Raw genomic sequence first — 14,707 nt, 5'->3', positions numbered from 1 at the left:
CCGGGAGGACACATGCCCGTATCACCATCGAACCGCCGCCAATGGCTTGCCATGGGCACGGCCCTTATCAGCCTTTCTTGCGCGGCGTCCGCTGCATCCACCACCTATCCATCCAAGCCGCTGCGAATTCTGGTGCCCTATGCCGCAGGCGGGGCCTCGGACAACATCGCGCGCCAGATTGCGGCGGCCATCACGGGGCAGACCGGACAGGCCGTGGTGGTGGACAACCGCCCTGGCGGCTCGGGCGTGATCGCCGTGCAGGCCCTGCAGGCCGCACCCGCCGATGGCCATACCTTCGCGGTCTTCGATCCCTCGGTGGCGTCGATGAACCCGTTCCTCTTCAGGAAGCTGGCCTATGACCCGGAGCGCGCACTGGTGCCGGTCACCGTGTTGGCGCGCAATCCGATCGCGTTGGTGGCCTTGCCTTCGTTTCCCGCAGGCAGTGTCCGGGAGCTGGTGGCCCATGCCAGGTCGCATGGCGACCTGAGCTATGCCTCCACCGGCAATGGCAACGGCACCAACCTCGCCATGGAGATGTTCCTGGCCGGCAGCGCCATCCAGATGGTGCACGTGCCCTACAAGGGCAGCGCCCCGGCCATGCAGGCCCTGCTGGCGGGGCAGGTGCCGGTCTTCATGTCCGACCTGCCCACCGTCGTGCCCTATGCCCGGTCGGGCAAGGTCCGGGTCATCGCCGTCACGGGAGACCGGCGCTCGCCGCATCTGCCCGATGTGCCGACCTTCGCCGAGGCGGGCGCGCGCGGGGTGGAGATCGCCAACCATTTCAGCGCCTTCGTCGCTGGCGGCACGCCGCCCACCGTGGTGGAGCAGCTCAACGCCGTGCTGCACAAGGCCCTGGCTGATCCCCGGTTGCAGAAGAATTTCTCGGAAATGGCGCTGGAGGTTTCGCCGTCCACCCCGCAGCAATTGCAGGCCATGGTCAGGGACGATTCCGAAAAATACGGTGCCGTGATCAGGCGCTTGAACCTGAGCATCGATTGATGCAGTGAGGCGCACATGACATACACGCTGCAAAAAACAGAACCCTCGCTCCGGGCACTGGCCGACGGCCTGGAGTTTCCCGAAGGCCCGGTGGCCATGCCCGATGGATCGGTCGTGCTGGTGGAGATCGCCAACGGCTGGCTGACCCGGGTGACGGCCAATGGCACAAGGCGGCAGCTCGTCCACCTGGGTGCAGGCCCGAACGGCGCCGCCACAGGCCCCGGCGGCAAGCTGTTCATCTGCAACAACGGTGGCTTCCAGTGGCACCGCAGTGCGGAGCATGGGCTGCGGCCCATAGGCCAGGCCAACGACTATTCAGGCGGGCGCATAGAGGCCGTGGACCTGGCCTCGGGCCAGGTCGAATGCCTGTACACGCAAAGCGGCAGCGGACCCTTGAAGGGGCCCAACGACCTGGTCTTCGACCGGCATGGCGGGTTCTGGTTCACCGACCACGGCAAGGTGCGGCCGCGTGAGGGGGACCGGGGCGGCGTCTGCTACGCGCTGGCCGATGGCAGCGCCATCCGCGAGGCCGTCTTCCCGCTGTGGTCGCCCAACGGAATCGGTCTTTCTCCCGATGAGAAGACGCTCTATGTGGCGGAGACCTTCACGGGGCGGCTGTGGGCCTTCGACATCGGCGAGCCCGGGCACATCCTGGCCCGGCCCTGGCCCGATTCGCCCAATGGCGGACGGCTGGTCTGCCGCCTGCCGGGCATGCAGAACATCGACTCCCTGGCCGTGGATGCCGAAGGGAACATCTGCCTTGCCACGCTGGGCGAGGGCGGCATCACCGTGGTCTCGCCAGCCGGGCAGGTGCTGCACAGGGTCGAGCTGCCCGACCCCATGACCACCAACATCTGCTTTGGTGGCAAGGACCTGAAGACGGCTTTTGTCACCCTGTCTTCCACGGGGCGGCTGGTGGCGCTGGACTGGCCGTGTCCTGGATTGCCTTTGAATTTCCTGAATAGATAAGTTCCCCCTGGCTTCCCTTTCCGTATCGCTGGCGATTGTCATGGCGAGGGAGCCGCTACGCCTTTTTTTGTTGAACGGAAACCGCAACCCATGTCGAAACCCCTGAGCAACCCTGGATTGAACAAGCAGGACACCGTAGGCCACCTGGTGGCCCGGGTCCTGAAGCGGCACGGCATCACGCAGTTCTTCGGGCAGAGCCTGCCCAGCATGTTCGTGCTGGCCGCCGAGGAATTGGGCCTGCGCCAGATCGCCTACCGCACCGAGAACGCGGGCGGCTACATGGCCGATGCCCATGCCCGCATGAGCGGCAGGCCGGCCGTGATCACCGCGCAGAACGGGCCGGCCGCAGCGTTGCTGGTGGCGCCGCTGGCCGAGGCGCTGAAGGTCTCCATCCCCATCATCGCGCTCGTGCAGGACGTGGCGCGCGACCAGACCGACAGGAACGCCTTCCAGGATCTGGACCACATGGGCCTGTTCAAGCCCGTGACCAAGTGGGTGCGCCGCGTGGACCAGGCATCGCGCGTGGAAGACTATGTGGAGCAGGCCATCATCGCCGCCTGCAGCGGCCGGCCTGGCCCCGTGGCGCTGATGCTGCCGGCCGACCTGCTCACCGAGCCTGCCCAGCCCTCCAGCGTGCCCCGGCCCGCTGCACTGGCCCGCTTTCCGCTGGACCGCGCCGTGCCCGAACGGCAATTGCTGGAACAGGCCGTGGGCGCGCTGCTCCAGGCCCGCGCGCCGGTCATCGTTGCCGGTGGCGGCGTGCACATCTCGGGTGCCAGCGAGGCACTGAGCGCCTTTTCCGAAGCGCTGAGCCTGCCCGTGGCCACCACCAACATGGGCAAGGGTGCCGTGGCCGAGACGCATGAGCTGTCGCTGGGCGTGGTCGCCAACTGCCTGGGGCCCAACGGCTCGGGCCGCTACCTGAAGGATTTCGTGGCCGGGGCCGACGTGGTGTTCCTGATCGGCAACCGCACCAACCAGAACGGCACGGACAGCTGGACGCTGTACCCGCGCGATGCGCAATTCATCCACCTCGATATCGACGGCCAGGAGATAGGGCGCAACTACGACGCCATGCGCCTGGTGGGCGATGCGCGGCTGGCGCTGCAAGCCATGCTGGACATCGCCGGGCCGCTGGATCTGTCGGCCCGTACCGGCCAGCGCGCTGCACTGGCCGCACGCATTGCCAAGGGCAGGGAAAGGCACCGGCAGGAATCAGCCGAAGTACGCCTGTCCAACGCCGCACCCATACGGCCCGAACGCATCATGCATGAGCTCGACGCCCTGCTGACCGCCGAGGACACCGTGGTGGCCGATGCCAGCTACTCCACGCTGTGGGTCACCAACTACCTGACCGCGCGCCGGGCCGGCCAGCGCTTCCTCACGCCGCGCGGCCTGGCGGGCCTGGGCTGGGGCATGCCCATGGCCATGGGCGCGCGCCTGGCGCAGGACGGCGGCCAGGTGTTCTGCCTGGTGGGCGACGGCGGCTTCGGCCATGTGTGGTCGGAGATGGAGACCTGCAGGCGCATGGGCATCAAGGTCATCACCGTCCTCATCAACAACGGCATCCTGGGCTATCAGAAGCATGCCGAGCATGTGAAGTTCGGCGAGCACACCTCGGCCGTGAACTTCAGCGGCGTGGACCACGCGGCCATCGCACGGGCCTGCGGCATACACGGCGTGCGCGTGGAATCGGCCGATGCCATCGCCCCCGCGCTGCGCGCCGCCATGGCCGCCGAAGAGGCCACGCTGATCGAGGTCATGTGCACCGAAGACGCCTTTCCCCCCATCACCTTCTACACGCCGGAGAGCCACTGATGAGCGCGCCTGAGAACTTCCCCCTCCGCACGGCCCTGGTGACCGGCGCCGCACGCGGCATCGGCCTGGCCACCGCCATCGAACTGCTGCGCGACGGCCGCCGCGTGGTGCTGGCTGACCTGGCCGCGCCCGACCTGGATCTGGTTCCGCAGGAACTGCGTGCCCGGGCCAGCGCCGTGGTGCTCGATGTCTGCGACGAGGCAGCCCGCCAGCGCGTGGTCGCGGACATGGTGCAGCGCCATGGCGGCGTGGACATCCTGGTCAACAACGCCGGCATCAGCCTCAAGAACGCCAGCGGCCAGTCCAACGGCATCCTCGAAGTGGGGCTGGGCGAGGTGCAGCAGATCCTGGACGTCAACCTGCTGTCCATGCTGCGCCTGTGCCAGCTGGCGCTGCCGGGCATGAAGCAGCGGGGCTGGGGGCGCATCGTCAACGTGTCCTCGCTGGCCGGGCGCGGCAAGTCCATCGTGGCCGGCCCCGCCTACATGCTGAGCAAGTCCGCCGTGCTGGGCCTGAGCCGCTCCATCGCCTCGGAGATGGGCCAGTACGGCATCACCACCAACTGCGTGGCGCCGGGCCGCATCCTGACGCCGATGGCGCAGCAGGCCGGCGACGAGGTCAACCGCCGCTATGCCGAGCAGATCCCCGTGCGGCGCCTGGGCGAGGCGGCCGAGGTCGGTGCCGCCATCCGCTACCTGTGCAGCGAGTCCGCAGGCTTCACCAATGGCGCCGTGATCGACGTCAACGGCGGCTTCTTCATGAATTGAAGAGGGACGGCACCCCCTGAGCGGCTGCGCCGCTTCCCCCTCTTGCTTCGCGGGGGGGACGGCACCCTCGGTGCGGGGCGGCCCTTCCTCGGTGCCCCCACTTCCAGGGCATGCCTGTTTCACGGTCAGTGGGTAGTGCGCTGCACCGTGAAAGCACGACTTCCAAAGACGACAGAACCCAAGATCGCAACGAGAGACAACCATGCATGCATATCCATCACCCGCATCTCGCAGATGCCTGCTTTCGGCCTTCTGCGCGGCAGCGCTGGCGGCCGCAGCCGGCGCCCCGGCGCTGGCCCAGGGCACGGACGCGTTTCCCGAGCGGGAACTGACCCTGATCATCAACTACGGCGCAGGCGGCAATACCGACGTGGCCTCGCGCGCCATCGGCAATGCCATGGAGGGCCTGCTCAAGAAGCCCGTGGTGCCCAACAACCGCGCGGGAGCGCAGGGCACGCTGGGCGTCTCGTCGCTGGCCCGGCAAAAGCCCGACGGCTATACGCTGGGCGTGGTGACGTTTTCGACCATCGCCATCACGCCCCACCTCATGAAGGTGGACTACAAGGTCGATGACTTCGACTTCATCGCAGGCGTGGCCCGCTACCGCTATGGGGTGGCCGTGCGCGCGGACTCGCCCTACAAGACCATGGCCGACCTGGTGGCTGCGTCCCGCCAGGGCAAGGGCATCTTCTTTGGCGCGCCGTCCGCGCCCAACAACCTGGCCATGTACGAGCTGGGGCGCAAGACGGGCGGCAGGTTCGAGGAGATCAACTACAAGTCCGGCGCAGAGACCGTGGCCGGCCTGATCGGCGGGCAGGTGGACGTCATCGTGCAGAACCCTTCGGACATCGTCCAGCATGTCAAGGCCGGAAAAATGCGCCTGCTGGCCAGCGCCAGCCCCATGCGCTGGAAGGAACTGCCCGAAGTGCCCACGCTCAGGGAGCAGGGCTACGACGTGGAGATCGACTCCTGGATCGGCCTGGCCTACCCCAAGGGCGTGGCCCCGGCCCTGCGCGACAGGCTGGAGCGCGTCGCCATGGCAGCTGCCGAGGGCCCCCAGGTGGCGCGCATCTTCGAGTCAGCCGGCGTGGACCCGGCGCCGCTCACCGGCGCCGAATACCGCAGAAAGCTGGTCCAGGGCCATGAGTCCATGGGCGCGGCCATCAAGGCGGCGAATCTGCCGCGCATGAACTGAGGGCGGTCCGGCTGCCCTGGGGGAATGGTGGAATGCAAACCATTCTTATTGCGGACGGCTAAAATACCGCCCCATGTCCGTGCCGCACACGCCTCCAGAATCCATGCTCCAGGTCCAGCAGCTGTATGTGGGCCACCATGCCTGGCTGCTGTCGCGTCTGAAGGCCAGGCTGCGCGACACGGCCGAGGCGCAGGATGTGGCTTCCGAGACCTTTGTGCGCGTGGTGGCCGCGCGCCCCGCTGCCGTGGTGCAGGAGCCGCGCGCCTTTCTGACCACCATTGCCAAGCGCCTGCTGTTCACGCTGTGGCGCCGGCGCGAGCTGGAGCGGGCCTATCTGGAGACCCTGGCCCTGCAGCCCGAGGAGCTGGCGCCTTCTCCCGAAGAGCGCGCCGTGCTGCTGGAGACGCTGGAGCACATCGCCCAGGCGCTGGACGGCTTGCCGCTCAAGGCGCGCCAGGCCTTCTTGCTGAGCCAGATCGACGGCCTGACCTACCAGGCCATTGCCGACCAGCTGGACATTTCCCTGAGCACGGTGCGCCGCCACATGGCCGAGGCCTTCCGGCGCATCGCCATCGCGCTCGCCCGCCAGCAGGCCGGCATTGCCGTAGCGCGCGGCGGCTGACATGGCGGCCTCTCTTTCGCAGGACGGCAGCAGTCTGGATGCCGCCACCGAGGCGGCCGTGGGCTGGCTGGTCACGCTGAACTCGGGCTCCGTCAGCGATGGCGAGCGCCAGGGCTTCGAGCAATGGCTCCGGGCCGATGCCGGTCACCGCCTGGCCTGGGAGCTGCTGCAGGCACCGCTGCAGCAGATGCTGTCGCCGCTGCGCACCGGCGCGCCTGCGGCCTCGGGCAGCCTGATGGGTCAGGCGCTGCAGCGTGCCGAATCGCGCATCCGCCGTCGCCGCAGCCTGCTGCGCGGCGCGCTGGGATTGGGCGGCATGGCTGTGGGCACCGCCTTCGTGGCCCACCGCCACGCACCCATCAGCCAATGGGCTGCCGACCTGCGCACCGGCACGGGCGAGCGGCGTGATTTTGCGTTGCCCGATGGCAGCACCATCACGCTGGATGCGCGTTCGGCGGCTGACCTGGATTTCGGCCCTGGCCGCCGCACCGTCATCCTGCGCCAGGGCACGCTGCTGGCGCATGCAGCGCCACAGACCTGGGAGGCAGGGCAAGGGGGCGCCGCCTTCTCCGTGCGCACGGCCCACGGCCAGGTGCGCGCGCTGGGCACGCGCTTCGTGGTGCGCCAGGAGGCCGGCAGCAGCCTGGTGAGCATGCTTGAGCACAGCGTGGAGATCACCACGCCACAGGGTGCAAGCCAGGTGCTGGCCCAAGGCCGCAGTGCACGCTTCGGTCCGGCGGGCATTACCGAGGATGCGACCGAGCCCGGCACCGCGTCGGCCTGGCAGCGCGGCATGCTGGAGGCGCATGACCAGCCGCTGGGCGAGGTGGTGCAGGCCCTGCGCGCCTACCGCGCGGGCTTCATCCGCGTGGCGCCGCGTGCGGCGGCCCTGCATGTCTACGGCACGTTCTCGCTGGACGACACCGACCGCGCCCTGGCGGCGCTGGCCGAGACCCTGCCCATTGCCGTGAACGTCTACCAGCGTGGCTGGCTGGTGACCATCGAGTGAATGTCGAGTGACTATCGGGTGAGGTCGGTGCCTGCGCGCAAAAAAATGAACACTTTTTGCGGCGCGCTCGACAAGCCTTGGAAACCTGCTTTTCAGGCCCTTCCAACCTCCTTGTCGAGAACCCGCATGCTGCTCTCCTGCCCCTTGCCCTTGCGCACCTTGGCCGCTGCCGCCCTGGCCTGCGCGCTGAGCGCCCACGCCCAGACTTCCCCTTCCGCGCCCGCTGCGCCAGCCGCCTCGTCCGTGCGCAGCTACGACCTGCCGGCCCAGCCGCTGGGCAGCGCGCTGGCGCGCATAGGCGCCGAAAGCGGCCAGCAGATCGGCATCGACGCCGAGCTGGTGCGCGGCCTGACCGCGCCCGCCGTGCGCGGCAGCTACACGCCCGAGCAGGCCGCGCGCGCGGCGCTGCAGGGCAGCGGGCTGGAGCTGGTGCGCACGGGCTCGGGCAACTGGGGCCTGCGCAGCGCAGCGCCCGCTCCAGCCTCCGCAGCTGCCGCGGCACGCACCGCAGGCACGGCCCAGGCCATGGCCGAGGTGCGCGTCACGGCCCAGGCCATCACCAGCCCCACCACCGAGCAGACCGGCTCCTACACCACGCGCGCTCTGAGCATCGGCAAGATGGAGCAGTCCATTCGCGAGACACCGCAGTCCGTGACCGTGGTCACGCGCCAGCAGATGGATGACCAGAACCTGTCTTCCGTCGAGGACGTGATCCTGCAGACCACGGGCGCCACCAAGTCGCAGCGCAACTTCGGGGCACACGTCTACATGATGCGCGGCTACGAAATCCCGGACTCCAACTACCTGCTCGACGGCGTGGCCGGCGGCACCTACAGCCCCACGGGCTGGGTGCCCATGGACACGGCCATCCTCGACCGCGTGGAGGTGCTGCGCGGCGCGGGCGCCCTGGTGGTGGGCGCGGGCGACCCCAGCGGCGTGGTCAACATGGTGCGCAAGCGCCCGCGTGCGGAAAAGCACTTCGAGTTCGCTCAGAGCATCGGCTCCTGGAACAACTTCCGCACCGAGATCGATGGAGGCGGCGCGCTCAACGAGGCCGGCACGGTGCGCGGCCGCGTGGTGGCCGCCTATACCGACCGCCACAGCTTCATCGACCTGGTGCATTCGCGCTCGCCCATGCTCTACGGCGTGATCGACGCCGACCTGGGCGCCGGCACCAAGGTCACGGCGGGCTACCGCCATGAGCAGACCGACATCGACGGCTACAGCATCTTCGGCCTGCCCAGCTACTCCAACGGAGCCTCGCTGGGCCTGCCGCGCTCCACTTCGCTGGGCCAGCGCTGGAACCGCCACGAGGCCCAGGTCGATGACGTGTTCGGCGAGGTCGAGCACCGCATGGGCGGCGACTGGGTAGCCAAGCTCACGCTCAACCACGGCAAGACCACCATCGACCAGAAGTTGGGTTCGGCGCGCGGCGCCATCGATCCCGTTACCCTGCAGGGCCTGCGCTACGTGGGCAACGATTTCATTGCGCGCGACATCGATGCCACGGGGCTGGATGCCAACGTCACCGGCAGCTTTCAGGCGCTGGGCGGCACGCACAAGGTCATGTTCGGCACCAGCTGGTCCCAGCAGAAGGTGCTGACCCAGTCGGCCTCCTCTGGCGAGGCCATGCCCCTGGACGTCTTCCGTTTCGACCATTCGCGCATCCCCGATCCCGTGGCTCCCCCTTATGACTTCGGTCTCAGGGAGCGCAAGCAACTGCTGGGCATCTACGGCAGCGGGCGCCTGCAGCTGGCCGAACGCCTGCACCTGCACCTGGGCGGGCGCCTGAACTGGTTCAAGTTCCGCTCCAACGACACCTTCACCGGCGCCCTGACCAACGACTACCGCGAAAACGGGCGTTTCACGCCCTATGCGGGCCTGGTCTACGACATCGATCCGCTCTGGTCCGTCTATGCCAGCTACACCAGCACCTTCCAGCCCCAGTCGCAGTACGCCACCGTGCAGGGCAACCGCCTCAAGCCCGCCGTGGGCGCCAACTACGAGGCCGGCATCAAGGGCGAGCTGTTCGAGCGCAAGCTCAACGTGGCCTTCTCGGTGTTCAACATCAAGAAGCGCGACGTGGCCGTGTTCGACACCGGCAACGAAGGCCTGTGCCCCGGCGTGACCACCAATGACTGCTACCGCAACTCCAGCGTGCTGCGCAGCAAGGGCTTCGATGCCGAAATCGGCGGCGAGCTTGCACGCGGCTGGCAGGTCTCTGGCGGCTACACCTGGCTGAACACGCGCGACGACGAAGGCAGCTCGCTGAGCACCGACACCCCGCGCAGCCTGCTGCGCGTGTCCACCAGCTACGCGCTGCCCGGCGAATGGTCGGCCTGGAAGGTGGGCGCCAACCTCAGCGCGCAAAGCCATGCCCGCGTGGACACGGTGCAGAACCCCGGCCATGCCGTGCTGGACCTGCGCGCCTCCTACCGCATCAACCGCAACTGGACGGCGGCGCTCAACATCGGCAACGTGACCGACAAGGTCTACTGGGCCGCCGTGGGCGGCGCGCGCAACGGCACCTACTACGGCATGCCGCGCAATGCCACGCTCACGCTGCGCGGAACCTTCTGAGCGGACTGCCCCTGTGCGGTCTTGCCGCTGCTCCTGTGGGGCGGCAACCACGTGCAGGGGGCGATTGCCTGAGCCTCAGCGCGGCGCCAGGAACAGCTCCATGCGCTGCAGCTCCTCATCCAGCGCGCTGCGAAAGGCGGCATCGCCGGGCGCCGCGCCGGCCACATAGCCGAATGACGGCTCCAGCCGGCCCTCGCGCGCCTGCAGGTTGGCCCAGCCGATCACATGGCCGCGCCAGAGCATGGGCAGGGCGTAGTAGCCCAGTTGGCGCCGGGCCGGTGGCGTATAGGCCTCGAACTTGTAGGTCCAGCCCCAGAGCAGCGTGAAGCGGCGTCGGTCCCAGACCACGGGGTCGAAGGGCGCGAGCAGGCGCAGCCGCTCGTCGAAGGCATGGCGGCGCGAGCGTGGGTTCTCGTCGGCGGGCCAGTACCAGGTGGTTCCGTCTATGCGGCAGCTGGCCAGCTGCTCGCGCGCCAGCTGCAGCGCTGCCTGGGTCTGTTGCGCCAGATGGGGGGCGCCGTAGCCCAGCAGGCGCACCAGGTAGGTCAGGCTGGGGGCCGGCAGCGGTGCGTATTTGCGCACCACCAGGTCGATCAGCGCGGCGGCGCGCCGGGCGCTGGCGGCGGGGCTGTCGTCGGCAGGCGGGTGGGCGATGGCCTCGTAGACGCGCGTGCCGCTGTCGCGGCGCTTGACCCGCAGCAGGCCGCGGTAGTGCATGCCGTCGAGCAACTGCGTGCTGGCGCTGCCCGAGCCGCCCCAGTAGTTCTTCACGCTTCCGTGCGAGAAATGCTGCTCCACCTCGCGCGGATGCACGGCGCCGCGCTCGCGCACAAACGCCAGCACCTCGGCGGCCTTGCGCTGCGTCTCGGCATCCCAGGCCTTGCGGGCCTGGCGCGGGTGCATCAGCGCCAGGTGCTCGCTGGGCAGAAAGCCGTAGTTGACCAGGCAGTCCTCGTCGATCGCCAGGCGCGCGTAGCGGCGTTCCAGGTCGCCGGCGCGGTAGTCCTTGACGCGGTGGCGCAGCGTCAGGTCCTGCGCCCGGGCCGGGGCACGGATCGGGTCTGCCTGCACAAAACCCAGGCGCTGTATGGCCGCAGGCAGGGTGGTCGGCGTGAACAGGGTGCGTGCCACGGCATGGCGGCGCAGGTCGTCAAGGCTCGGTTCGGTGGGCATGGCTTGATTGGAGCACGGCAGGCCTGCCGTACTTCCTGACCCTGCTGTGCCGCTCAGGCCTTCCTGGCACGCCTGCGCCGCCACAGCGCGCGCAGCACCCAGCCCAGCGGCAGCACCACCAGCACCAGCCAGGGCAGCACGGCTGCCACAAAGGTGATCAGCGCGGCCATGCTCTCGCCCAGAACATGGCCGGCATCGCGCAGCGCGCGGCCTATGGGGCTGTAGCTGGTGCCGCCCTGCACCAGGGCGCGGGTGGGCGTGAACTGGATCTGTATGTGCTGCTTGCTGGTCTGCTGCTCCAGCACCTTGCGCTGGGCGGCCATGGCGTCCAGCTCGGCCTGCGTGTCCGACAGCGTGCGCTGTATCTCCAGCAGGTCGGACATGGTGCGCTTGGTCGTGGTGTCGCGCAGCATCAGGCGCAGGCTGTCGCGGAACTCGGTGCGGTTCTTGATGCGCGCCTCCACGTCGATCACCTCGGCCGTCTTGTCCTCGCTGATGGTGTTCTGCGACACGATGGTGGCCACGCCGGCCAGCGTGCCCAGCAGCCGCTGCACATCGGCCGGCGCCACGCGCATCTCCAGCATGGCGTTGCCGGGCTGCTGGGGCGTCTCGCGCAGAAGGGATGCCGACAGCAGCTCGCAGCGCAGCGTGCCACACAGGTCGCGCACCTGGCCCCAGGCATCGGCCAGCTGCGCCTGCGGCACTTCCACGTTCAGCTCCTGGCGCACGGCCAGGAAGCGCTGGGCCATCTCGTCCTGCGCCGATGTCTCTGGTGCGGCTGCTGCCGCATCCTCGGCCTGCACGGTGGCGGCGCGGCCTTGCTTCATGCCGGCGCCGCCCGCCATGGGCGCGGGGGCGGGCGCAGATTCCATGGCTGCTGTGTCATGCCGCTGGTTGCAGCCCGCAAGGGCCAGCGTGGCAGCCATTGCCAGCACGGCCGGCAAGGCCATGCGGGAGGGCAGAGTGGAAGGCCGGGGATGCGTCATGAATTTCCTCTTGAAAACAGGCAAGAACAGGCCGCTGCCAGGGCTCAGGGCTTGCCGCCGGGGCCGAACATGGTGTCCACCTCGGACTGCAGCTCGAAGATGTCGGACACCGTGTAGAGCCAGTCGCCCTTTTGCAGATGGCCCGGGTCCGGCGGCGTCTCCACGCAGGCCTTGACCAGGGTGAACTGGCCGGCCGGGTCGGGCAGGAACTTCAGGCCCGATATGGAAAACCGCGCCACCCGCCCCACGCCATCGTTGTAGCGCCGACCCCGGGCGCGCACGTCGGCCAGTTCCGCCATCTGCGGCACGTGGTCGAACACCGCGTCGTAGAACTCGACGATGGGGCTCTGGTTGGTCCTGGCGCAGCCGTGCACGTACAGGGCATAGAAGCGCCCGTCCAGCTCCATGGCCACCACGTCGGCCGCGCGGTAGAAGGTCAGGCTGTCAGGCAGGCCCGGCGAGCGTTTGGGCGGCGCGGGCGGCGTGTCCAGGAAGTCCTGGCGGATCTGTGCCGACTTGCGAAAGAAGTCATCGCTGAGCGCCACCTCGGCATTGAGCACATCGATGGCCGTGCGCGCGGCCGCGTTCAGGCCCGCGTCAACAAGGCCGTTCCTGTGCAGCACGATGGCCAGGGCCAGCGCCGTCTTGTGCCGGTACAACGCCGTTGCCTTGGCGTCACCGGCCTGCAGCACGCAGCTCCAGCGCCGCAGCAGGGGCGGCAGGGCATGGCCGCCGTAGTTGGCCGCAATAGCGGCATCGTGCCGGCCCAGCGCAAACGTGCGCGCCATCACGCGCGCCACGTCTTCCTCCAGGGTCTGCACAAGGGTGTCGGCGGCCAGCTTGGACAGCGCCTGGGTATGGGTCATGGCCATGGCGTCACTGGCTCCAGTTCGATGGCAGGTTCCTGAAATCCGGCCGGCGGTGGCCGCCGGTGCTGCGTTGTTCGTTGCGGTGCTCGATGCAGTGTTCGATGCTCAGGTCAAAGGCTTGCATGGGTCTGTCGCAGGCGCCTTCGCGCCGGGGCAGTTGGAACGCCGGCCAGTGTGCCCCAAGCCGGGCCGCTGGCGGGGTGTGGGTGCCATCGGGTCTGTATCGATCCGCTACCGGCGCGGGCTGCCGTGCTGACGTCTTGCCGTCACATGAACCGGCAAGACTCGTCATTTGCTTTTCATGCGGTTCATGCGGGTCATGTCAAAAGGGGGGCGCCGCCAGCCCCGGGGAGATGCAAGATGTTCTGGGACAAGAAGCTCAGGCGCTGGGCCGAGGCCGTGCGTGCAAGGGCCGATCTGCCGGCGCGGCTGGTGCTGTGGAATGGCGAGCAGTTCGACTTCGGCCGCTTCGAGCAGCCGCGCGTCACGCTCACCGTGCGCAGCGCCTCGGCCCTGCCGCTGCTGCTGGACCCCAGCCTGGACCACCTGGGCCAGGCCTATGTGAAGGGCCAGATCGACATCGACGGCCGCCTGCCCGACATCATCGACTTCGGCTATGCGCTGGCGCGCCGCATGTCCAAGACCCAGGGCGCGGGCAAGGGGCCGGGGCGGCTGGCGCTTGCGGCACGCGCGGCAAGGCGCTTTCGGCACAGCCGCGCCACGGACCGCGAATCCATCCAGTACCACTACGACGTGTCCGACGACTTCTACCGGCTCTGGCTGGACGAGGGCATGGTCTACTCCTGCGCCTACTTCGAGAACGGCGACGAGGACCTGGCCACCGCCCAGCGCAAGAAGCTGGACCACATCCTCACCAAGATCCGCCTGCAGCCCGGCCAGCGCCTGCTGGACATCGGTTGCGGCTGGGGCGCGCTGGTGCTGCGCGCGGCCCAGCACTTTGGCGCGCACTGCGTGGGCGTGACCCTGTCGCGCAACCAGTTCGAAGCGGCCACCGAGCGCGTGCGCGCCGCAGGCCTGGCCGACCGCATCGAGATCCGCCTGCAGGACTACCGCGACGTGCAGGGGCGCTTTGACCGCATCACCAGCGTCGGCATGTTCGAGCATGTGGGCCGCCGCAACCTGCCCATGTACTTTGCGCACATGCGCGAGCTGCTGGCCGATGACGGCCTGGCGCTGAACCACGGCATCACCTCCACCGATGCGGACGTGGGCGCCTCGGCCCTGGGTGGCGGTGCGTTCATTGACCGCTATGTGTTTCCTGATGGCGAGCTGCCGCACCTGAGCCTGGCGCTGGAGGCCATGCAGCGTGGGGGGCTGGAGGCGCTGGATGTGGAGGGGTTGCGGCGGCATTACGTGCGCACGTTGCAGTTGTGGCTGGAGCGGTTTGAGGCTTGTGTGCCGGAGATTCGGGCGTTGGTGGAGGAGGAGAGGTTTCGGATTTGGAGGGTGTATCTGGCGGGGTGTGCTTATGCGTTTGAACACGATGATGTGTCTATCTTTCAGGTTGTTTGTCGGAGGGCGGGGCAGGGGGCTGCTTCGTTGGCTTGGTCGCGGCGGTATATGTATGAGGGGGGGCTTTAGGCATTGCATGTGCCTTGTTTTTTGACCCTGCCGGGGGGTGTTTTTTCGAGGCCGGGTCTCGGCCCGGCGGCCGACCTACTTTCCTTTGTTTCGCCAAAGGAAAGTAGGCAAAGCAAAG

The 14,707-nt window shown here is 68.5% G+C and carries 12 protein-coding genes; 9 read left to right on the top strand and 3 right to left on the bottom strand.

Features of this window, described 5'->3' with window-relative positions:
* Window positions 1-12: 12 nt before the first annotated feature.
* From BW39_RS22980 to BW39_RS22945, 8 genes are all read left to right on the top strand, one after another.
* Complete coding sequence (locus tag BW39_RS22980) at window positions 13-999, top strand: Bug family tripartite tricarboxylate transporter substrate binding protein (protein WP_043824511.1); 987 nt, start codon at window positions 13-15, stop codon at window positions 997-999.
* Window positions 1,000-1,014: 15 nt separating this feature from the next.
* Window positions 1,015-1,968 (top strand): SMP-30/gluconolactonase/LRE family protein, encoded by a 954-nt coding sequence (locus BW39_RS22975; protein ID WP_043824510.1) that lies wholly within the window; start codon window positions 1,015-1,017, stop codon window positions 1,966-1,968.
* Between the two features lie 90 nt (window positions 1,969-2,058).
* Window positions 2,059-3,786 (top strand): acetolactate synthase catalytic subunit, encoded by a 1,728-nt coding sequence (locus BW39_RS22970; RefSeq protein ID WP_043824508.1) that lies wholly within the window; start codon window positions 2,059-2,061, stop codon window positions 3,784-3,786.
* Window positions 3,786-4,553, top strand: coding sequence for an SDR family oxidoreductase (locus BW39_RS22965; RefSeq protein ID WP_043824507.1), 768 nt, complete (start codon window positions 3,786-3,788; stop codon window positions 4,551-4,553). The genes BW39_RS22970 and BW39_RS22965 overlap by 1 nt, the downstream gene beginning before the upstream one ends.
* 202 nt (window positions 4,554-4,755) lie before the next feature.
* Window positions 4,756-5,748: a tripartite tricarboxylate transporter substrate binding protein gene (locus tag BW39_RS22960; RefSeq protein ID WP_043824505.1), complete on the top strand. Its 993-nt coding sequence runs from the start codon at window positions 4,756-4,758 to the stop codon at window positions 5,746-5,748.
* Between the two features lie 103 nt (window positions 5,749-5,851).
* Window positions 5,852-6,370 (top strand): sigma-70 family RNA polymerase sigma factor, encoded by a 519-nt coding sequence (locus BW39_RS22955; RefSeq protein WP_013803538.1) that lies wholly within the window; start codon window positions 5,852-5,854, stop codon window positions 6,368-6,370.
* 1 nt (window position 6,371) lies between these two features.
* Window positions 6,372-7,379, top strand: coding sequence for a FecR domain-containing protein (locus BW39_RS22950; RefSeq protein ID WP_043824504.1), 1,008 nt, complete (start codon window positions 6,372-6,374; stop codon window positions 7,377-7,379).
* A 126-nt stretch (window positions 7,380-7,505) separates the two neighbouring features.
* Window positions 7,506-9,959, top strand: a complete 2,454-nt coding sequence (locus BW39_RS22945; RefSeq protein WP_043824502.1) for a TonB-dependent siderophore receptor — start codon at window positions 7,506-7,508, stop codon at window positions 9,957-9,959.
* A gap of 75 nt (window positions 9,960-10,034) precedes the next feature.
* Here the strand turns inward: BW39_RS22945 and BW39_RS22940 are convergent, their stop codons facing one another.
* From BW39_RS22940 to BW39_RS22930, 3 genes are read right to left on the bottom strand one after another with little or no spacing between them, the layout of a single operon-like run.
* Window positions 10,035-11,132, bottom strand: coding sequence for a DNA glycosylase AlkZ-like family protein (locus BW39_RS22940; protein ID WP_043824500.1), 1,098 nt, complete (start codon window positions 11,130-11,132; stop codon window positions 10,035-10,037).
* Window positions 11,133-11,185: 53 nt separating this feature from the next.
* Window positions 11,186-12,118, bottom strand: coding sequence for a DUF4349 domain-containing protein (locus tag BW39_RS22935; protein ID WP_043824499.1), 933 nt, complete (start codon window positions 12,116-12,118; stop codon window positions 11,186-11,188).
* Between the two features lie 44 nt (window positions 12,119-12,162).
* Window positions 12,163-12,990, bottom strand: coding sequence for a hypothetical protein (locus BW39_RS22930; RefSeq protein ID WP_043824497.1), 828 nt, complete (start codon window positions 12,988-12,990; stop codon window positions 12,163-12,165).
* Window positions 12,991-13,347: 357 nt separating this feature from the next.
* Between BW39_RS22930 and BW39_RS22925 the strand changes: the two genes are divergently transcribed.
* Window positions 13,348-14,589, top strand: a complete 1,242-nt coding sequence (locus tag BW39_RS22925; RefSeq protein ID WP_043824495.1) for an SAM-dependent methyltransferase — start codon at window positions 13,348-13,350, stop codon at window positions 14,587-14,589.
* Window positions 14,590-14,707 lie beyond the last annotated feature (118 nt).

This window comes from Delftia sp. RIT313 (genome assembly GCF_000632165.1).
Lineage (GTDB): Bacteria > Pseudomonadota > Gammaproteobacteria > Burkholderiales > Burkholderiaceae_C > Comamonas > Comamonas acidovorans.
Note: the sequence above shows the minus strand (reverse complement) of the source record. Positions and strands in the feature narration are given on the sequence as shown.